Source organism: Streptomyces sp. NPDC059477, from assembly GCF_042749375.1.
GTDB lineage: Bacteria > Actinomycetota > Actinomycetes > Streptomycetales > Streptomycetaceae > Streptomyces.
Genome location: NZ_JBHYUG010000122.1, coordinates 3207 through 22554 on the forward strand (window position 1 = coordinate 3207; position 19348 = coordinate 22554).

General features: G+C 72.6%; 15 protein-coding genes and 1 riboswitch. Of the genes, 10 read left to right on the forward strand and 5 right to left on the reverse strand.

From position 1 onward, the window contains the following. Nucleotides 1-285 precede the first annotated feature (285 nt). Nucleotides 286-446, forward strand: a riboswitch (cyclic di-AMP (ydaO/yuaA leader). Nucleotides 447-459: 13 nt separating this feature from the next. Both ACFXAZ_RS35900 and ACFXAZ_RS35905 read left to right on the forward strand, forming a co-directional pair. After that, entirely contained in the window at nt 460-1233 is a 774-nt protein-coding gene (locus tag ACFXAZ_RS35900) for a M23 family metallopeptidase (protein WP_384600054.1), read from the forward strand. Between the two features lie 795 nt (nt 1234-2028). Continuing rightward, nucleotides 2029-2718, forward strand: coding sequence for a GntR family transcriptional regulator (locus ACFXAZ_RS35905; RefSeq protein WP_384600057.1), 690 nt, complete (start codon nt 2029-2031; stop codon nt 2716-2718). A 333-nt stretch (nt 2719-3051) separates the two neighbouring features. Here ACFXAZ_RS35905 and ACFXAZ_RS35910 read toward each other — a convergent pair whose 3' ends face one another. Further along, nucleotides 3052-3333: an HPr family phosphocarrier protein gene (locus ACFXAZ_RS35910; RefSeq protein ID WP_382693374.1), complete on the reverse strand. Its 282-nt coding sequence runs from the start codon at nt 3331-3333 to the stop codon at nt 3052-3054. Nucleotides 3334-3566: 233 nt separating this feature from the next. Here ACFXAZ_RS35910 and ACFXAZ_RS35915 point away from each other — a divergent pair, with 233 nt between their 5' ends. The 4 genes from ACFXAZ_RS35915 (at nt 3567) to ACFXAZ_RS35930 (ending at nt 9545) form a co-directional block, all read left to right on the forward strand. Then, nucleotides 3567-6521: a GNAT family N-acetyltransferase gene (locus ACFXAZ_RS35915; RefSeq protein ID WP_384600060.1), complete on the forward strand. Its 2955-nt coding sequence runs from the start codon at nt 3567-3569 to the stop codon at nt 6519-6521. A 514-nt stretch (nt 6522-7035) separates the two neighbouring features. Further along, complete coding sequence (locus ACFXAZ_RS35920; RefSeq protein WP_382693370.1) at nt 7036-7632, forward strand: DUF5998 family protein; 597 nt, start codon at nt 7036-7038, stop codon at nt 7630-7632. 14 nt (nt 7633-7646) lie between these two features. Continuing rightward, nucleotides 7647-8840: an alkaline phosphatase family protein gene (locus ACFXAZ_RS35925; RefSeq protein ID WP_384600093.1), complete on the forward strand. Its 1194-nt coding sequence runs from the start codon at nt 7647-7649 to the stop codon at nt 8838-8840. Nucleotides 8841-8894: 54 nt separating this feature from the next. Next, the gene (locus ACFXAZ_RS35930) at nt 8895-9545 is read left to right on the forward strand and encodes a thymidine kinase (RefSeq protein WP_382693367.1); all 651 of its coding nucleotides are present in this window, start codon (nt 8895-8897) and stop codon (nt 9543-9545) included. 128 nt (nt 9546-9673) lie between these two features. Here ACFXAZ_RS35930 and ACFXAZ_RS35935 read toward each other — a convergent pair whose 3' ends face one another. Next, complete coding sequence (locus tag ACFXAZ_RS35935; protein ID WP_384600065.1) at nt 9674-10468, reverse strand: VOC family protein; 795 nt, start codon at nt 10466-10468, stop codon at nt 9674-9676. Nucleotides 10469-11058: 590 nt separating this feature from the next. On the opposite strand from ACFXAZ_RS35935, the gene ACFXAZ_RS35940 reads away from it, so the two are divergent. After that, nucleotides 11059-11910, forward strand: coding sequence for a sulfurtransferase (locus ACFXAZ_RS35940; protein WP_384600068.1), 852 nt, complete (start codon nt 11059-11061; stop codon nt 11908-11910). A 323-nt stretch (nt 11911-12233) separates the two neighbouring features. Here ACFXAZ_RS35940 and sepH read toward each other — a convergent pair whose 3' ends face one another. After that, entirely contained in the window at nt 12234-13265 is a 1032-nt protein-coding gene (sepH, locus tag ACFXAZ_RS35945) for a septation protein SepH (RefSeq protein ID WP_384600070.1), read from the reverse strand. 470 nt (nt 13266-13735) lie between these two features. Between sepH and ACFXAZ_RS35950 the strand changes: the two genes are divergently transcribed. Beyond that, nucleotides 13736-14668 (forward strand): hypothetical protein, encoded by a 933-nt coding sequence (locus ACFXAZ_RS35950; RefSeq protein ID WP_384600073.1) that lies wholly within the window; start codon nt 13736-13738, stop codon nt 14666-14668. On the opposite strand, the gene ACFXAZ_RS35955 is transcribed toward ACFXAZ_RS35950, so the two are convergent. Then, a complete protein-coding gene (locus ACFXAZ_RS35955; protein WP_384600076.1) occupies nt 14592-15911 on the reverse strand; it encodes a D-arabinono-1,4-lactone oxidase in 1320 nt (439 codons plus the stop codon). The genes ACFXAZ_RS35950 and ACFXAZ_RS35955 overlap by 77 nt on opposite strands. Then, nucleotides 15871-17109 (reverse strand): MFS transporter, encoded by a 1239-nt coding sequence (locus ACFXAZ_RS35960; RefSeq protein WP_384600079.1) that lies wholly within the window; start codon nt 17107-17109, stop codon nt 15871-15873. The genes ACFXAZ_RS35955 and ACFXAZ_RS35960 overlap by 41 nt, the downstream gene beginning before the upstream one ends. Before the next feature lie 243 nt (nt 17110-17352). Between ACFXAZ_RS35960 and ACFXAZ_RS35965 the strand changes: the two genes are divergently transcribed. Together ACFXAZ_RS35965 and ACFXAZ_RS35970 are read left to right on the forward strand one after the other, a co-directional pair. Continuing rightward, nucleotides 17353-18480 (forward strand): ferrochelatase, encoded by a 1128-nt coding sequence (locus ACFXAZ_RS35965; RefSeq protein ID WP_384600084.1) that lies wholly within the window; start codon nt 17353-17355, stop codon nt 18478-18480. Nucleotides 18481-18488: 8 nt separating this feature from the next. After that, nucleotides 18489-19304: an inositol monophosphatase family protein gene (locus tag ACFXAZ_RS35970; protein WP_384600087.1), complete on the forward strand. Its 816-nt coding sequence runs from the start codon at nt 18489-18491 to the stop codon at nt 19302-19304. Nucleotides 19305-19348 lie beyond the last annotated feature (44 nt).

Consider the following 19348-nt stretch of genomic DNA (forward strand, 5'->3'; position numbering starts at 1 on the left):
ACACTCCCTGCCGCCTGGGCCGGGGTACGGCACGTGAACGCGCCGACCAAGGGCACGTGAATGTGCCGACGAACAGCACGCGCGTGGCGGAAATGCGTACCCGCGCGGAGGGGCCCTGGTGACCGGAAGCGTCATCAGGGCCCCTTAATGTCCGGATTGCGGGAGAGGTTGCCTGTCTGCACTGTGGCATGCGCTACAAAAGCCCGGATCTGTTTGGGGATTGAAAGATGTCCCCTTAGCGTCATCCAGGCTGTTCGTCAGGCAGTGCGCCGCGTCCGCGGCACCGGACAGTCATCGCCGAGTCCCCCCACGGCGCGAGCCAGGGGAGCCGGGGACCCACGTCCCTGGGGTGAATCGGCCTCCCGCGCGCGTGCGTGAGGGAAGCCGTAGGAGACCTTCCTGCTCCGAACCCGTCAGCTAACCCGGTAGGCGAGAAGGAAGGAAAGGACCAGCCACTCCATGGCGTTCACGCGCGCCACCGGGAAGCACCGGCGTCCCCGGCACCCGCAGCGCACCACCGCCCGCGCGGCAGGTGTCGCGGCACTCGCCACGACCGGCGTCGTCAGCTCCCTGGCCGCTCCGGCGCTCGCCGCCGAGCCGGCCCCCGAGCAGACCGGTCTGCAGCCCGTCGTCAGCATCGGCGACGACGTCGCCGACCAAGTGGACGCCCAGGCCGCCGCCCAGGCGGACGCCGCGCGGCAGAAGGCCGAGGCCGCCGCCCGCGAGAAGGCGGCGGAAGAGGCCCGCAAGCGTGCCGAGGAGGAGGCGAAGAAGGCTCGCGAGGCCGAGGAGCGTGCCGCCCGCGAGGCGGAGCGTGAGCGCCTGAACACCTTCGTTTCGCCGATCCCCGGCTCCTACGTCTCCACCAGCTACCAGGCGGGCGGCTCCGCCTGGTCCTCCGGCAGCCACACCGGCGTCGACTTCCACGCCGCCACCGGCACGTCCGTCCACACGGTCGGCTACGGCACGGTCGTGGAGGCAGGCTGGGGCGGTGCGTACGGCAATCAAGTCCTGATCAAGATGGTTGACGGTACGTACACCCAGTACGGGCATCTCTCGTCCATCGGGGTGTCGGTCGGCCAGTCCGTCACCCCGGGCCAGCAGATCGGCCTCGCCGGCGCCACCGGCAATGTCACCGGTGCCCACCTCCACTTCGAGGCCCGCACCAGCCCCGAGTACGGCTCGGACATGGACCCGGTCGCCTATCTGCGTGCGCATGGCGTGAATCTCTGACGTTGCGTGCGCGGGGCGCCGATGCCCGGTCGGCCGTCGGGGCGCGGCCAGTGCGTGACGCCCCATGCGCACGGGGCGCCGTGACTGGCGGTTCCCCGCGCTCGGGACGGTTGCCGCACTCGGGTGCGGGGGCGGCACTTGCCGGACGGGGCGGCGTTGCCCCAGGAAGATGCCGGACTCGCTCGCCGGGACGGAACCCGCCTTCTCCTGCCCACTGGCGCCGGGGTGCCTGCCGCACCCGCGCGCGTACGCCGCGTGAGGACCGCGTCCAGACGGTCGCGGAAGCTCCCGCGCGCGTACGCCCCCGCTCCCCACCGCGCCCAGCCAGCGCACCGGGCGACGTGTCGCACCCATGCGCGCGTACGCCCGCCCTGAGACGGGCACCGCGCCACCCGCACGCCGACCGGCGCGGACCCGGCCACCGTCCCCGGGTGAACCCCGCCATCCCCGCGCGCGAGGACCCGACAAACGGCCCATGGCGCCCTTGGCGGACGGCTGCGGCCATCCCCGCGCGCCGGTCCCACCCCCCCTCACCACCACGCGAACCCAGGCCCCGCCCCGCTGGACCCAGCCCCGGCCCCCGCGCTGGCCCAACCGCCACCGCCACCCGGCGCATCGCCCTACCCACGACAAGCCCCGGCCCCCCCGCCGGGGCTTTCGCCCTTTTGGGCATCCGCTGTCCAAAAAATATCCCTGGAATCCGGCCCCCCGTCGGAAATTCCGGCTCATTGCAATAGAGTCACTGTTCAGACGTCAATCGAGGACGTTTCACGGGGATTAAGGCGGAGGTCGGTCATGCGTATTCCGGCGCACTCGGTGTGCACGGCGATCCGGGACGACATCATCGCCGGTGTCTACGAACGCGGTGGCCGGCTCACCGAGGAAGTCCTCGCCCGCCGCTACGGAGTCTCCCGCGTCCCCGTCCGCGAGGCCCTGCGCACCCTGGAGGCGGAGGGGTTCGTGGTGACCCGGCGGCACGCGGGCGCGTGCGTCGCGGAGCCCACCGAGCAGGAGGCCGCCGACCTGCTGGAGATGCGCGGCCTGCTGGAGCCGCTGGCCGCCTCCAGGGCCGCCCAGCGGCGCACGGAGGCCCATCTGAAGGTGCTGCGCGGACTGGTCCGGCTCGGCCAGGAGCGGGCCCGCCGGGGCAGCAGCGATGACCTGCGCTCCCTGGGCAGCTGGTTCCACGAGACGCTCGCCCAGGCGTCCGGCAGCCCCGCCCTGGTCTCCATGCTGACCCAGCTCCGCCACAAGATCGCCTGGATGTACGCCGTGGAGGCCCCGGCCGCGCCCATGGAGTCCTGGGCCGAGCACGGCGCCATCGTGGACGCGGTCACCCGTGGCGACGCCGAACGCGCGCGTGCCCTCACCGCGCTGCACGCCGAGCGCGCGATGTCCGCCTTCCGGCTGCGCTTCCACGCCGGCGGCGCCGACCGTGTGAGGACTTCGCAACATCCCGTAAACATGCTGGGCCAGCGGCTTTAACAAAAGCGCCGTATACAAAGAAGCGGTAATTCGGTGGCCCGTAATTCCGGCTGCCGTTTTTCGGTGTGCCGCAGGTCTATTCCCGTACCGTACGAACCTATTTCGGTGTGCTCTCGCTCACAGGTACGAACCAAACGTTTCAGCATGTGTCCGGCGGTGAAACAGACGCGGAACAATTTGGGGAAACAGGCGCGAAAGTGAGCGGGGAAACAGGAGTGGCCGCAGGTGCGGAAGCGGCTCGCCCGCAGCGGAGGTGGCTGTCGGGCAACAGCAGAGCCGCGCCGCCACCAGGGCGACGCGGCTCCTTGTGTCCGTAGGCGGGTGCCGGACGGATCAGACGGTCTCCGGAAGCTCCTCCAGCCCCTCGGAGACCAGCTTGGCCAGACGGTCCAGGGCCGCGTCGGCGCCGTCGGCGTCGGAGGCCAGGACGACCTCCTCACCGCCCTTGGCGCCCAGGCCCAGAACGGCCAGCATGGAGGCCGCGTTGACGGGGTTGCCGTCGGCCTTGGCGATCGTCACGGGGACCCCCGACGCCGTGGTGGCCCGGACGAAGATGGAGGCGGGGCGGGCATGGAGGCCCTCGGCCCAGCCGACGTTGACGCGGCGCTCAGCCATGTTGTTGCTGCCCTTCAGTCTCTCAGGGTTGTCTAGACCAGTGTCCCATATCGTAGAGGCGTGCCCGGAGCGGGCCTCGGGCCCCTCCAGGAGTGTCGCCGGACCCCGGCCCCGATGCGGTATGCGCCCCCCTGTGTCCCCGTGTGTCTCTGCGCGTGTCTCTGCTGCTCCTGTGCTCGTTCCCCGCAGACTGCCTCGCGCCGTTGTCATGGGCGAGCCGTACTGTGGGGCCCATGCAGAGCCCGGCGGATCCGCAGGACCGGCACGAGTACCCCGCCCACTGGGAGGCGGACGTGGTGCTGCGTGACGGCGGTACCGCACGCGTGAGGCCCATCACCGTCGACGACGCCGACCGCCTGGTCAGCTTCTACGAGCAGGTCTCGGACGAATCGAAGTACTACCGCTTCTTCGCGCCCTACCCCAGACTCTCCGCCAAGGACGTCCACCGCTTCACGCACCACGACTTCGTGGACCGCGTGGGACTCGCGGCCACCATCGGCGGCGACTTCATCGCCACCGTGCGCTACGACCGGATCGGCGCCGACGGCATGCCCGCCTCCGCGCCGGCCGACGAGGCCGAGGTCGCCTTCCTGGTCCAGGACGCGCACCAGGGCCGTGGGGTCGCCTCCGCGCTCCTGGAGCACATCGCGGCCGTCGCGCGCGAGCGCGGCATCCGCCGGTTCGCCGCCGAGGTGCTGCCCGCCAACACCAAGATGATCAAGGTGTTCAGGGATGCCGGGTACTCCCAGAAGCGCAGCTTCGAGGACGGCGTCGTACGCCTGGAGTTCGACCTCGAACCCACCGACCGCTCGCTGGCCGTGCAGCGCGCGCGGGAGCAGCGCGCCGAGGCCCGTTCGGTGCGGCGGCTGCTGGCGCCCGGGTCCGTCGCCGTCATCGGCGTCGGCCGCGCGCCCGGCGGGGTGGGCCGCAGCATCCTCGACAACATCCGCCAGGCCGGTTTCACCGGCAGTCTGCACGCCGTGAACCGGGCCTTCTCCGAGGGGCGCGAGGACATCGACGGTGTGCCCGCCCACCGGTCGGTGCGGGAGATCGACGGCCCGGTGGACCTCGCCGTGGTCGCCGTGCCCGCCGATCATGTGCCCGAGGTCGTCGCCGAGTGTGGCGAACACGGCGTCCAGGGGCTGGTCGTGGTCTCCGCCGGGTACGCCGAGAGCGGGCCGGAGGGCAAGGCGCGCCAGCGTGAACTCGTACGGCACGCGCGCGCGTACGGGATGCGGCTCATCGGGCCCAATGCCTTCGGCATCATCAACACCTCGCCGGAGGTACGGCTGAACGCCTCCCTGGCGCCCGAGCCGCCCCGTCCCGGCCGCATCGGCCTGTTCGCCCAGTCCGGCGCCATCGGCATCGCCCTGCTGTCCCGGCTGCACCGGCGCGGCGGCGGAGTCACCGGCATCACGGGCGTGTCGACCTTCGTCTCGTCCGGCAACCGCGCGGACGTCTCCGGCAATGACGTCCTCCAGTACTGGTACGACGACCCGGACACCGATGTCGCCCTCATGTACCTGGAGTCGATCGGCAACCCGCGCAAGTTCACCCGCCTCGCGCGCCGCACCGCCGCGGCGAAGCCCCTCGTCGTGGTGCAGGGCACGCGACACGCCGGGGCAGCGCCCCAGGGGCATGCCGTACGCGCCACCCGGCTGCCCAGCGAGACGGTGTCCGCGCTGCTGCGGCAGGCCGGCGTGATCCGCGTCGACACCATCACCGAACTGGTCGACACCGCCCTCCTCCTCGCCCGCCAGCCACTGCCCGCCGGGCCGCGCGTGGCGATCCTCGGGAACTCCGAGTCCCTGGGGCTGCTGACCTACGACGCCTGCCTGTCCGAGGGGCTGCGCCCCTTGCCGCCGCTGGACCTCACCACCGGCGCGTCCCCGGCGGACTTCCGGCGGGCGCTGGCACGCGCGCTGGCCGACGACACCTGCGACGCGGTCGTGGTGACGGCGATGCCCGCCCTCGGGGAGATCTCCGCCGGGGACGAGGCCCTCGCCCAGGCCCTGGGGTCGGCCACGGCCGGGCCCGCGACCAAGCCGGTGCTCGTGGTGCACGTGGAACTGGGCGGCCTCGCGGAGGCCCTCTCGGCGGCCACGAGCACGGCACCGCTGCCCGCGACCGGTACGGCGCCGCTGTCCGTTCCCGATACGGCACCGCAGGCCGCCGCCGGTCCCTCGACGGTCGCCCCGGCACCCACCCCGGCCCCCACCGCACCCGGGGCACCCGGCGCCCCCGACCCGCCCGCCACGGGCCACCCCGCCGAACCGCCCACCACCCCCACCACCCCCACGCCCCTCTCGCCCCCCGAGGACCCGGCCGGCCCCATCCCCGCCTACCCCGCCGCCGAACGAGCGGTACGCGCGCTGGCGGAAGCGATCCGTTACGGACAGTGGCGGCGCGAGGCCGCAGACCCCGGCAGGGTGCCCGAGTACGACGACATCGACGAGAAGGGCGCCGCCCGGCTGATCGACGGCCTCCTCACGCGCGGGCAGGGCCTCACCCTCGGCCCGGACGACACCTGCCAGCTGCTCGCGCGATACGGCGTCGCGGTCCAGCGCGCGCTGCCCGCGCCGACCCCCGGGGCCGCCGCCTCCGCCGCGCGGGACCTCGGCCACCCCGTCGCCCTCAAGGCCACCGCCCCGCATCTGCGGCACCGCGCGGACCTCGGCGGCGTACGACTCGACCTCGCGGACGAGGAGCAGCTGCTCCGGGCGTACACCGAGCTGAACGAGCTGTTCGGGACGCCGGAGGAACTGCGGCCGGTCGTGCAGCGCATGGCACCGCGCGGCGTCGACACGGTCGTCCGCGCGGTGATCGATCCGGCGGCGGGCGCGGTGCTGTCGTTCGGTCTGGCCGGGGCGGCGACGCAGCTCCTGGGCGATGTCGCGCACCGGCTGATCCCGGTCACCGACCGCGACGCGGCCTCCCTGATCCGCTCGATCCGCACGGCCCCGCTCCTCTTCGGCTGGCGCGGCTCCGCGCCCGCGGACACCCCCGCGCTGGAGGAACTGCTGCTCCGCGTCTCCCGGCTGGTCGACGACCATCCCGAGGTCATCGCGGTCACCCTGGAACCGGTCGTCGTCGCCCCGGCCACCCTCACCGTCCTCGGCGCATCCGTCCGCCTGGCACCGCCACCCGCCCGCGACGACCTGGGCCCCCGGACGCTGCCGACGTACTGACGCCGACGGGCCGGCGAAGAGGGCGGCGTGTGAGACGTCTTGGACAAGGAATTTGGACAAGGAGCACGTCGTCCACAAGGAACACACCTTCCGTGAGGAACACGTCCAGCGCGCGGAGCATGTCTTCCGCGCGGAGCACGAGCCATCGCCCCCCGGGCCACGCCCGACAGCCCAGCCGGCCACAGCGCACGCGCGGCAAGGATTCCCGACGCCGAACCACTACCGCGGGCCACGCCGAACCGCCCCCGCAGGACCACGCCGAACCCCGCCCGCAGGACCACGCCGAACCGCGCCCTCAGAGCCAGTCCGCCCCGCCCCGCCCACCACGCCCCCACCCGCAACCCGACACCCTCCCTCCCCACCCCACAAGCACCACGAACCCCCTACCACCCCCACCACCCCACCCCTCCAAACCCCACCCACCCCCGCCCGAAAGAAACCCACCGCACCCGCGTTGTTCGATTGACCCGGGTTGGTCTTGACTGGCCCGGGCCGGCCCTGTCCGGGGATTAGGATGGACGGCATGGCCAAGACCAGTACGACGACCCAGGGGCTGCGTGCGGCGATCGAGCGCAGCGGCTACTACCCGGCCCTCGTGGCCGACGCGGTGGAGGCCGCCGTGGGCGGCGAGCCCATCCGGTCGTACCTGGTCCACCAGGAGACCACGTTCGACCAGAACGAGGTCCGCCGGCATGTCACCGTGCTGGTGCTCACGGACAACCGCTTCATCGTCAGCCACACCGACGAGCAGGCCGCCGACAGCACCTCGCCGACCCCGTACGCCACCACCTCCACCGAGTCGGTCAAGCTCGGCCGGATCTCGTCGGTCGTGGTCAGCCGGGTGGTCGCGAACCCGGAGAAGTACCGGCCGGGCACCCTGCCCCGCGAGATCGTGCTGACCATCGGCTGGGGCGCCGTCTCCCGCATCGACCTGGAGCCCGCCGCCTGCGGCGACCCGAACTGCGAGGCGGACCACGGCTACACGGGCAGCTCCACGGCCGACGACCTCAGCCTGCGGGTCAGCGAGGCCGGGGACGGCCCGGAGACCGTCCGGGAGGCCCTCGCCTTCGCCCAGGCCATCTCCGAGGCGACCGCGGGCATCACCCGCTGATGGCCGCGCCCGCAATGGCCGGTTCCGCCGACTGGGACGGCCACCCCGAGCTCCTCGCCGTCGACTCCGCCCCCCGCCCCGCCTACGGCACCGGCTCCCTGGCCGATCTGCTGCCGACCCTGGCGGCCGGCCTGGGCGTGCCCGGCATGACCGCCGCGATCACCGAGCTGACCCCGGCCGACCGGGTCTGTGTCTTCCTGGTCGACGGCCTCGGCTGGGAGCAGATCAAGGCGCACCCCGACGAGGCCCCGTATCTGACCTCGCTGCTCGGCAGCTCGCGCGGCGGCACCGGCACCCCGCTGACCACCGCCTACCCGGCGACGACCGCGACCTCCCTGGCCTCCTTCGGCACCGGCCTGCCGCCCGGCGCGCACGGCCTGCCCGGCTACACGGTGCGCGATCCGGCCACCGGCGGGCTGATGAACCAGCTGCGCTGGCAGCCCTGGACCGAGCCGTCCGTGTGGCAGCCGTACCCCACCGTGTTCGAACTGGCCGACGCGGCGGGTGTGCACGCCGCCCAGGTCTCCTCCCCGATCTTCCAGAACACCCCGCTGACCAAGGTCGCGCTCAGCGGCGGCGCCTTCCACGGGCGGCTGACCGGCGAGGAGCGCATGGACCTGGCGGCCGAGCAACTGGCCGTCGGCGACCGCTCCCTCGTCTACACGTACTACGCCGAACTCGACGGCGCCGGCCACCGCTACGGCGTCGCCTCCGACACCTGGCGCGGCCAGCTGATGTACGTCGACCGACTGGTCCAGCGCCTCGCCGAGCAACTGCCCCCGCGCTCCGCGCTGTACGTCACCGCCGACCACGGCATGGTCGACGTGCCCTTCGACGACGAGCACCGCATCGACTTCGACCTCGACTGGGAACTGCGCGCGGGCGTCGCCCTGCTCGGCGGCGAGGGCCGCGCCCGGCACGTCTACGCGCTCCCCGGCGCCGAGAGCGACGTCCTGACCTGCTGGCGCGAGGTGCTCGGCGACCGCTTCTGGGTGGCCTCGCGGGACGAGGCGATCGAGGCAGGCTGGTTCGGGCCGCGGGTCGACGAACGCGTCTACGCGCGCGTGGGCGATGTCATCGCCGCCGCGCGGGACGACGTCCTGATCATCGCCTCGGAGCGCGAGCCCAAGGAGTCGGCCATGGTCGGCAACCACGGCTCGATGACCCCCGCCGAGCAGTTCGTCCCGCTGCTCGAAGTACGCTCCTGACGGTCTCCCGCCCCCGGCACCCCCCGACACCGCCCGAAAGGTGCGCACCACCCCATGCCCGAGCTGGTCTTCTTCTCCGGAACGATGGACTGTGGGAAGTCGACCCTCGCCCTCCAGATCGAGCACAACCGCTCCGCGCGGGGCCTCCAGGGCGTGATCTTCACCCGCGACGACCGCGCGGGCGAAGGAAAACTCTCCTCACGCCTCGGCCTGGTGACCGACGCCGTGGAGGTCCCCGACGCCATGGACCTGTACGCGTATCTTGTGGACCATCTCTCGCGGGGCGGGCGCGCGGACTATGTCATCGCGGACGAGGCACAGTTCCTCGCGCCGGACCAGATCGACCAGCTCGCGCGCGTGGTGGACGATCTGGGCCTGGACGTCTACGCGTTCGGCATCACCACCGACTTCCGCAGCAAGCTCTTCCCCGGCTCCCAGCGGCTGGTGGAACTCGCCGACCGGGTCGAGGTGCTCCAGGTCGAGGCGCTGTGCTGGTGCGGCGCCCGCGCCACCCACAACGCCCGCACGGTGGGCGGTCAGATGGTCGTCGAGGGCGAGCAGGTCGTGGTGGGCGACGTGGGCGTGACCGCGGAGGTCGTGGGCTACGAGGTACTGTGCCGCCGCCACCATCGCAAGCGGATGACGAGCGGATCGGCCCGAGCGGGCGCCCTGTCGCCCGATGTGCTGCCGGTCACGTCGGCCTGAGCCCACCCGCTCAGGGCGCTCTTCGGCCATTGCATCCCGGACCCGCCGAAGAACCAGGGCCCGCCGAAGAACCCGAGCACGCCCAAGACCCGCCGCAAGGGCACCCGCGCCCAGCCGCCGCCCGCACCTCACCCAGACCGCCGCACCAGCGCGAACCGTGCCCCTTCCGGATCCGCCACCAGCGCCACCCGCCCGTGCTCGCTGTCCCGGGCGGCGCCCAGCACCTGTCCGCCCAGCTCGGCCAGCCGTTCGAGCGCCCGCTCCATCTCGGCGACTTCGAAGTACGTCATCCAGTGCGGCCCCCGGTCTCGTGGCAGGGCGTTGCCCACTCCGTCGATCCCCGCGACCGGTCGGCCGTCGACGAGCAGGGTCACGTGGTCGATGTCGGGAGACACCGCCGCCACCGGCTCGAAACCGAACACCGTCTCGTAGAACTTGGCGACGCCCACCGTGTCGAAGGTCCGCAACTCGTTCCACGCGGGCGTGCCGGGCATCTCGGAGACCGCCGCGCCCGAATGCTCCGCCCCTTGCCAGATCCCGAACACGGCGCCCGCCGGATCCGACCCGATCGCCATCCGGCCCGCCTCGGCCGCGTCCAGCGGACCCACCCCGATCGTGCCGCCGCACAGCCGCACCAGGTCCGCCGTGGCGTCCACATCGTCCGACGCCAGATACGGCGTCCAGGCGACCGGCAGTTGACGGTCCGGCGGCAGTGTGCCGATGCCCGCGACCTCCCGTCCGCCGAGCAGTGCCCGCACATAGGCGCCCAGTTGCTGCGGGCCGGGACGGAACTCCCAGCCGAACAGCTCGCGATAGAAGTCCTGGGTCGCCTCCAGCCCGTGCACCATCAGACTCACCCAGCAGGGCGTGCCGGGCGCGTACCGCGCGCGTCCCGCGCCGGTCGACCCCCGTGCCTCGGTCATCGTCACTCTCTCCTCGGCCCCTCACAGCAGCCGCCTCGAATCCGCACTCGGCACCCCCCCCGTGTCCGTACAGAGCACCGTTCCGGCGCGGGACCTTCGCTCCCCACGCGCGGAACCGGCGTCTTCGGGCCATATCTGGTGTCTCCGTGCCCTGACCCCGCGTCCCCGAGCCTGTACCCGTCCCCGGCATCCCCAGGCCACACCCGGCGACTCCCTGCCCGTGTCCAACGCCCACGTACCCACGCCCAGGCCCCGTACCGATGCTCGCACCCCAGGACGCCCCGCGCCCCGTGGCCACGCCGCCGATCCCGGCACCCGCGACGAGGACCGCGCCGCAAACCCAGGGCATCCGCCCGGAACAGGGCCTGCTCCCGCCTGCCACTCGCTCCGGTGCCACCGACCGGCCCTCGGATGTCCGTCGGCCGTACAGCACGTGCCCGGCCCCGCACGCCATGTGACCGACCCGCCTGGACCCGCCCGGCGTGTGACCGAGCCCGCCCGGTCGGTATCGCACGCGACCGGGACCGCCCGGCGGAGCAGAGTAGTCGGACACGCACGCTCCGGCCACCCCGTGCGCAAGGATGGTGGCCATGAACGCCATCATCTCCGCATCCGAACTCGCGAGCGACCTGGCGGGCGCCGAGCCGCCGGTGCTGCTCGACGTCCGCTGGCAGCTCAGCGTGCCCAAGGCGGCCGGCGAGCCGCCCTTCGACGGCCGTGCCGCGTACACCGAGGGCCACATCCCGGGCGCCGTCTATGTCGACCTGGACGAGGAACTCGCCGGGACAGCGGGCGCGCGGGGGCGGCATCCGCTGCCGGACCCGGCGGCCTTCGGCGCCGCGATGCGCCGGGCCGGCGCATCGGCCGGGACGCCGGTCGTCGTCTACGACGGTGGTCAGGGCTGGGCGGCGGCACGCGCGTGGTGGCTGCTGACCTGGACGGGACACCCGCGTGTACGCGTCCTCGACGGCGGGTTGCCGACATGGGAGGGCCCCCTTTCGACAGACCTTCCGAAGCCCGTCGAGGGCGATTTCCAGCCGGTTCCGGGTGCCTCTGGACTGCTCGACGCCGATGGCGCTGCGACGCTGGCCCGCGCGGGTGTGCTGTTCGACGCCCGCGCGGGGGAGCGGTACCGGGGCGAGGTCGAGCCGATCGACCGGGTCGGCGGCCACATCCCGGGCGCGGTGTCCGCGCCGACCGGTGAGAACGTCGCCGAGGACGGCCGCTTCCTGCCCGCCGACAAACTGGCGGAGCGCTTCCGCTCGCTCGGCGCGGCCGACGGCACCGAGGTCGGTGTGTACTGCGGTTCGGGCGTGTCCGGCGCTCACGAGGTGCTCGCCCTGGCGGTCGCCGGTATCCCGGCCGCGCTGTATGTCGGCTCGTGGTCGGAGTGGTCCTCGGACCCGGAACGCCCGGTGGCGGTGGGCCCGGACCCGCAGTAGCGGCGCCCTGGTAGCCCGATAGTCCCCGCGTCAACCGTGGACGGATCGGGCAGTCCGACGGTTCGCGCGTCAACCATTGACGATCCAGGTAGTCCGACGCACCCGATCAACCATGGACGGACCGGTCAAGGCAACGGCCCGAGTCCACTCACGTATGGACAACACGCGTACACCAAGGCACCCACGTCCACCCACAGACGTATCCGTCACGCGAAGGGGCCCGTGTCCACCCATGGACACGGGCCCTGACTCCTACCAAAGGATCACCGTCGTACGACCCACGCCCAGCGGATCACCGTCCGCCGTCCGCCAACCGCCGCCGCTCACTCCTGCTTCTTGCGTCGCGTCCCGAACACGATCTCGTCCCAGCTCGGGACGGCGGCGCGACGGCCGGGGCGGACGCCGTCGGCCTCGGCCTGGCGGTCGGTCGCGCCGACCAGCCGGTCCCGGTGGCTGCCCACCGAGCGCGGCATGAGGACGTCGGCGTAGGCGGAGCCGGCCGACGCGGCGGGCGCCGGGGGCTCCTCCGGCTCCGGCTGGGCCGAAGGCTCCTCCGCCGCGGGCTCGGCCGGACGCTCGGGGACCACCAGATCGCCGCGGAAGCTGGGTACCGCCTCCAGGAGGCTGGTCAGCGAGTCCCGCTCGCTGACGGGTTCCTCCAGCGGCTCGGGCGCCGGCGGCAGGCTCGGGCGCTCGCGGTCGGTGCCACGGTCCAGGGGCCGGTCGCGCGGCAGCCGGGCGATCCGGGGCACGAAGGGGAAGCTCGGCTCGGGCGTGCCGAGGTCGTCGGACTCGCCGATCAGCGAGCGGGCCTCGTCGTCGACCGCCTGGACCAGCCGGCGTGGCGGGTCGTACGTCCAGCCCGCCGCGTGCGGTTCGCCCGCGACCCGGTAGACCAGCAGCACCTCCCAGGTGCCGTCGTCGCGGCGCCAGGAGTCCCACTGGACGGTCTCCTTCTCCGCGCCGCGCAGCGTCAGCCGCTCCTGCACGGCCTCGCCGAGCAGCGGTCCGGAGTTCTCGCCGGGGCGGCGCACCGGGGTCTTGCGGGCGCGCTCGGCCATGAAGGCACGCTCGGCCAGTACGGGACCCTCGAAGCGGCGTACGCGGTCGACGGGGATGCCGGCCATCTGCGCGACCTCTTCCGCGGTCGCGCCGGCGCGTATGCGTGCCTGGATGTCGCGGGGGCGGAGGTGGCTCTCGACCTCGATCTCGATCTGGCCGAGGCGGGGTCGGTCGCCGCGCACGGCGGCCCGCAGCCGTTCGTCGATCGGGAGGGTGTACTCCGTTGCGTCGGCAGCCTTGAGCACCAGCCGTGTGCCGTCATTGGAGACGGCCACGACACGCAGTTCGGGCATGGGGACCTCCCGGGTGGTGCCTGCCGACGTCACCTGCGTCGCTGCTTCCGCTAGTCGAGTGTGGCCTGCCCGGGTGCAGCCTGCCACAACCTTGCCGATTTGCCCGGCGTGTCGGGCACGGGCCCTGGGCCGCCGTTATGGCACGGTTACCTATTCGCAACGCAAAGTGACCAAATCTGTCACCCTGTGCAACAAGCCCCCTCCTGGCGGTCCTTCCTGGATCCGGACACCCCGAAAGGAGACCGGGCCCAGGGCTCGCAACAGTACTCCATATGGACCATGTGCGTGGGTGGGCACGCCGCCCAACTTCCGGCAAGGGGTGCCGCGTCGCCATGGCCGGGCGGCTGCGGTGATCATGAAAGTGGCGAACTTCACGGAAACCCAGGAAACGGAACTATCGGTTTCGTCGGGACGTCCCCTACTCGTACAAGTGACCGACCAGGTGCGGGAAAGGCAGGCAAGATCCCGGAATGCGCGAAAGGCCCGATGTCGTGCAGGAGCCGGACACCGGGGAGGAGGTGAAGAAGAAGCGACTCGATCTCAGCGTGCCGCAGGTCGCGGGCAGCGCGATCGCCGCCGTGCTCGCCGCCAAACTCGCCTCCTCCTTCGGGGTGTACGGCACCATCCTCGGCGCGGGTCTGGTCAGTGTCGTCGCCACCTGCGGCGGCTCGGTCTTCCAGCATTTCTTCACCCGAACCGGCGAACAGATCCGGGACGTGGCGACACCCCCGAACCCCGCCCCCGCGGCCCCCGGACCGACCTCGGCGGCCCCCGGACCGGCCCCCGCGGTCACCGCCACCACCCCGCACCCGCACCCGCAAGGCATGGCCGCCCCGGGACCCGCCGAATTCACCGAGGGAACCCTCTACCGGTCCCGCGCAAGAAGCCGGACCAGAAGCTGGAAACGCCCGCTCCTCGCGGCGGTGCTGGTCTTCGGCGTGACCATGGCCGGAATCACCACCTACGAACTGACCTCCGGCGAGAACCTCAGCGGCGGACGCGGCACGACCGTCGGCGACGCCTTCACCGGCGGAAGCAAGTCCTCCACGAACCCCGGCGGCTCCGGCCCGGAAGACGATTCCGGTACGACCCCCGGCCCCGGCGCGAGCGAACCCGCCCCCGGCACCACCCCGACCGACGGCACCACCCCCGGCGGCCCGCCCGGAAGCAGCCCCACCCAGACGCCCAGCGCCCCCCACGACACCCCCGGCGACAGCCCGGGATCCGGCTCCACGAGCGGCACGGACGGGTCGGGCGGCACGAACGGCTCCGGCGGCGGTACGAGCCCGGACCCCGCCGCGCCGCCCACACCACCCGGCGCGCCCCCTACGACCCCAGGACCCTCCGCAGATAGTCGTTCTGGAACCGCCGCTCCGGATCAAGCCGGTCCCGCAACGCCGTGAACTCCGCGAACCGCGGATAGACCCCGGCGAAGTACTCCGCGTCACGCGTGTGCACCTTGCCCCAGTGCGGCCGTCCCTCGTGCGCGGTGAAGATCCGCTCCGCGGCGGTGAAGTACGCCTGGTAGGGCGTCCCCCGGAACATGTGCACGGCGATGTACGCGCTGTCGCGGCCCGCGGCGGTCGACAGGGCGATGTCGTCGGCCGGGGCGGTGCGCACCTCCACCGGGTAGCTGATCCGCAGCCGGGAGCGGTCGATCATGGCCTTCAGCTCGCGCAGGGTCTCCGCCAGGGCGGCGCGCGGAACGGCGTACTCCATCTCCACGAAGCGCACCCGGCGCGGGGAGGTGTAGACCTTGTACGGGATGTCGGTGTAGGTGCGTGCCGACCAGCCGTGGCTGGCCGCCTTCGCGATGGCGGGGACCGCGGCGGGGACGGCCCGGCCGACCATGTTCGCCACCTGCCAGACCCCGTTGGAGAGGAACTCCTCCTCCAGCCAGGCGCTGAACCGGCCGACGGGCTGTTCCGGGCCCGCGCTGCGGTTGTTGCGCTTGGTGCTGCACCGTTCGGTGTGCGGGAACCAGTAGAACTCGAAGTGCTCGTTCTCCGCCCACAACTCGTCGAACTCGGCCAGGACCCTCCCGAACGGCATCGGCTCCTCGCGCGCGGTGAGCAGGAAGACCGGCTCCACGGCGAAGGTGATCGCCGTGATGACACCCAGGGCGCCGAGCCCGACACGCGCGGCGGCGAAGACGTCCGCGTTCTCCTTCTCGGAGCAGGTCAGCACCGTGCCGTCCGCGGTGACCAGTTCCAGCGCCTTGATCTGGGCGGAGAGCGAGGCGCACTCGCGGCCGGTGCCATGGGTGCCGGTACTGGTGGCGCCGGAGACCGTCTGCTCCATGATGTCGCCCATGTTGGCCAGCGACAGGCCCTCGCGGGCCAGGGCTATGTTGAGTCTCTTGAGCGGAGTGCCCGCCTCGACCGTGACCGTCCCGGCGTCGCGGTCGATGTTGCGTATCCCGGTCAACAGTTGAGGGCGGATCAATACACCGTCGGTGGCGGCCACCGAGGTGAAGGAATGCCCGCTGCCGGCCGCCTTCACCGGCAGCCCGTCCTCGGCGGCCGAGCGGAGCGCCGCGACCAGTTCCTCGACCGAAGCGGGCGTGACCTCGCGCGCGGGACGCACGATCACATTGCCGCCCCAGTTACGCCATGTGCCGTTCTTCCCGCTCGTTGTGCTGCTCAACGGAGCCTCCCCGACCCGGTGCCGGCCGCTTGAGCCGGCGGTACCCGAGGAAACCGACCGCCGCCGCGGCGGCCCCGGCGATCGCCGGAACCACGTATCCGGCGCGCGCACCGGCCGCGTCGATCACCCAGCCGGACACGGAGGCGCCGAGGGCCACCCCCACCGCGAGTCCCGTGCTGGTCCAGGTCATGCCCTCGGTCAGTTGCGCGCGTGGTACGTGCTGCTCGACGAGGGACATCGTCGTGATCATCGTCGGAGCGATGGACAGACCCGCGAGGAACAGCGCCACGGCCAGAAACGGCAAGTTTCCGACCAGTAGGAGGGGGATCATACTCACGGCCGTGCCACAGACGCCCAGCAGCCAGCGGGGTTCCGGCGCCCTCTTGAAGTGCAGCAGGCCGAAGAGGAGGCCGGCGAGACAGGAACCCGCCGCGTACACCGCGAGCACCAGGCTGGCCATGTTCTTGTGGCCCTGCTCCTCGGCGAAGGCCACCGTGACCACGTCGACCGCCCCGAAGATCGCGCCGATCGCCACGAACGTCACCACCAGCACCTGAAGCCCCGGCGCGCGCATCGCGGAGCGCCCGCTGTGCTGCTCGCGAGGGTGCGGCGCGGGCTCGGTGGCCCGCTGCGCGGTCAGCCAGAAGACCCCCACCGCCAGGAAACAGGCCGCCAGCAGCGGCCCCGCCTCCGGGAACCAGGCCGTGGACAGACCGATGGAGATGATCGGCCCGAAGATGAAGCACACCTCGTCGATCACCGACTCGAACGAGTACGCGGTGTGCAGTTGCGGCGTCCCCCGGTACAGGACCGCCCACCGCGCCCGCACCATCGCCCCCACGCTCGGCACACAGCCGATGCCGACACAGGCCACGAACAGCACCCAGTCCGGCCACGAGTAGTGCGCCGCGAACAGCAGCAGCGCCGCCGCCGAGAGCGCCACCAGCGTGGCCGGGCGCAGCACCCGCCGCTGCCCGTGCCGGTCCACCAGCCGGGACACCTGTGGCCCCGCGACCGCCGCCGACAGCGCGATGGTCGCCGACAGCGCGCCCGCCAGGCCGTAGCGGCCGGTGATCTGCGACACCATCGTCACCACGCCGATGCCCATCATCGACAGCGGCATCCGGCCGAGGAATCCGGCCAGAGCAAAACCCTTGGTGCCGGGGACGGCGAACAGGGCGCGATAGGGGCTGGGCACGTGCGGCTCCGGCGGTTCGGTACGGGTATACGGGCCGAAGGCGCCGGTGACCGCGCCGGAGGAACCGGTCACCACCGGGTACGGCTCGCCTCGGCTGAACGGTGCCTCTCGGCCGGGTCAGGCGCATAGATGGCCGATACAGCTTACGAGTGGGGTGACTCTAATGCACCCGTTCGGACGAGCCTCCACCGCGCCCCCCGGCCGGTGCCCGCGCTGTCGGTGCCGGGTGGCAGGATCGAAGACATGCCAGACGCGCTCGATGCCAGCCCCTACGACGCCCTACTCCTGCTCTCCTTCGGCGGCCCCGAAGGACCGGACGACGTGGTTCCGTTCCTGGAGAACGTGACACGCGGGCGCGGCATCCCCAAGGAACGCCTCAAGGAAGTCGGCCGGCACTACTTCCTGTTCGGCGGAGTCAGCCCCATCAACGAGCAGAACCGCGCCCTGCTCGACGCCCTCCGCAAGGACTTCGCCGGCCACGGCCTCGACCTGCCGGTCTACTGGGGCAACCGCAACTGGGCGCCCTACCTGACCGACACCCTGCGCGAGATGGTCCGCGACGGCCGCCGCCGGATCCTGACCATCGCCACCAGCGCCTACACCTCGTACTCCGGCTGCCGTCAGTACCGCGAGAACCTGGCCGACGCCCTGGCCACCCTCCGCGCGGAGGGCCTGGACCTTCCCCAGGTCGACAAACTCCGCCAGTACTTCAACCACCCCGGCTTCGTCGAGCCCATGATCGACGGCGTGCTCGACTCCCTGGCCGACCTTCCCGAGGACGTCCGCGACGGCGCCCATCTCGCCTTCTCCACCCACTCCATCCCGATCACCGCCGCCGACACCTCCGGCCCGGCCGAGGGCCACGGCGACGGCGGCGCGTACGTCCGGGAGCACCTGGACGTGGCCCGGCTGATCGCCGACGCCGTCCGTGAGCGCACGGGCGTCGATCATCCGTGGCGGCTCGTCTACCAGTCCCGTTCCGGCGCCCCCCACATCCCCTGGCTGGAGCCCGACATCTGCGACCACCTGGCGGACCTGCACGGCGCGGGCGCCCCCGCCGTGGTCGTGGCCCCCATCGGCTTCGTCTCCGACCACATGGAGGTCCTCTACGACCTCGACACGGAGGCCAAGGACAAGGCGGCGGAACTGAACCTTCCGTACCGCCGCTCGGCGACCGTGGGCGCCGACCCCCGCTTCGCCGCCGCGATCCGCGACCTGGTCGCCGAACGCGCGCGCACCGAGCGCGGCGCCCAGGTCACCCCCTGTGCCCTGGGCACCCTCGGCGCGAGCCACAACCGCTGCCCGGTCGGCTGCTGCCCCGCCCGCACCCCGCGCCCGGCAGCAGCCGGTGCCGACAGCCCCTACGCGTGAGGACCCCCGTGACGGACCCCCTGCACACCGAGCTGCTCACCCTCGCCCAGCGGGCCGCCACGCGCGCGGGAGCTTTGCTGCGCGACGGCCGCCCCGCCGACCTGGCGGTCGCCGCGACCAAGTCCAGCCCGATCGACGTCGTCACCGAGATGGACATCGCCGCGGAGAAACTGATCACCGACGTGATCTCCGAGGCCCGCCCCGACGACGGCTTCCTGGGCGAGGAGGGCGCCTCCGCCGAGGGCACCAGCGGCATCCGCTGGGTGATCGACCCCCTCGACGGCACCGTGAACTACCTCTACGGCCTGCCCACCTGGTCCGTCTCCATCGCCGCCGAGCAGGACGGCGAGCGGGTCGTCGGCGTCGTGGCGGTCCCGATGCGCGGCGAGTCCTTCCACGCCGTGCGCGGCACCGGCGCCTGGGCCACGGGCGCCTGGGACGGCGAACGCCGGCTGGCCTGCCGCCCGGCCCCGCCCCTGGAACAGTCCCTGGTGTCCACGGGCTTCAACTACGTCGCCGAGGTCCGCGCCCACCAGGCCCAGGTGGCCGCCCGGCTCATCCCCCTCCTGCGCGACATCCGCCGTGGCGGATCGGCCGCCGTCGACCTCTGCGACCTGGCCGCCGGCCGCCTGGACGGCTACTACGAGCGCGGCCTGAACGCGTGGGACGTGGCCGCGGGCGACCTGATCGCCCGGGAAGCGGGCGCCCTGACCGGAGGCCGCCCCGGAGAGCGCCCGTCACGGGACCTGACGGTGGCGGGGACCCCCGGGGTGTTCGAGGCGCTCCAGGGGCTGCTGGAGGACTTCGGGGCCTGGCACGACTGACGGGGGCGCCACACCGCCGGACGCCGCGTGCGGGCCCACCAGCC

What these genes read in the sequence shown, in the direction of transcription:
- ACFXAZ_RS35900 (WP_384600054.1), top strand. Translation starts at nt 460, where the DNA reads ATGGCGTTCACGCGCGCCACCGGGAAGCACCGGCGTCCCCGGCACCCG.
- ACFXAZ_RS35905 (WP_384600057.1), top strand. Translation starts at nt 2,029, where the DNA reads ATGCGTATTCCGGCGCACTCGGTGTGCACGGCGATCCGGGACGACATC.
- ACFXAZ_RS35910 (WP_382693374.1), bottom strand. Translation starts at nt 3,333, where the DNA reads ATGGCTGAGCGCCGCGTCAACGTCGGCTGGGCCGAGGGCCTCCATGCC.
- ACFXAZ_RS35915 (WP_384600060.1), top strand. Translation starts at nt 3,567, where the DNA reads ATGCAGAGCCCGGCGGATCCGCAGGACCGGCACGAGTACCCCGCCCAC.
- ACFXAZ_RS35920 (WP_382693370.1), top strand. Translation starts at nt 7,036, where the DNA reads ATGGACGGCATGGCCAAGACCAGTACGACGACCCAGGGGCTGCGTGCG.
- ACFXAZ_RS35925 (WP_384600093.1), top strand. Translation starts at nt 7,647, where the DNA reads ATGGCCGGTTCCGCCGACTGGGACGGCCACCCCGAGCTCCTCGCCGTC.
- ACFXAZ_RS35930 (WP_382693367.1), top strand. Translation starts at nt 8,895, where the DNA reads ATGCCCGAGCTGGTCTTCTTCTCCGGAACGATGGACTGTGGGAAGTCG.
- ACFXAZ_RS35935 (WP_384600065.1), bottom strand. Translation starts at nt 10,468, where the DNA reads ATGACCGAGGCACGGGGGTCGACCGGCGCGGGACGCGCGCGGTACGCG.
- ACFXAZ_RS35940 (WP_384600068.1), top strand. Translation starts at nt 11,059, where the DNA reads ATGAACGCCATCATCTCCGCATCCGAACTCGCGAGCGACCTGGCGGGC.
- sepH (WP_384600070.1), bottom strand. Translation starts at nt 13,265, where the DNA reads ATGCCCGAACTGCGTGTCGTGGCCGTCTCCAATGACGGCACACGGCTG.
- ACFXAZ_RS35950 (WP_384600073.1), top strand. Translation starts at nt 13,736, where the DNA reads ATGCGCGAAAGGCCCGATGTCGTGCAGGAGCCGGACACCGGGGAGGAG.
- ACFXAZ_RS35965 (WP_384600084.1), top strand. Translation starts at nt 17,353, where the DNA reads ATGCCAGACGCGCTCGATGCCAGCCCCTACGACGCCCTACTCCTGCTC.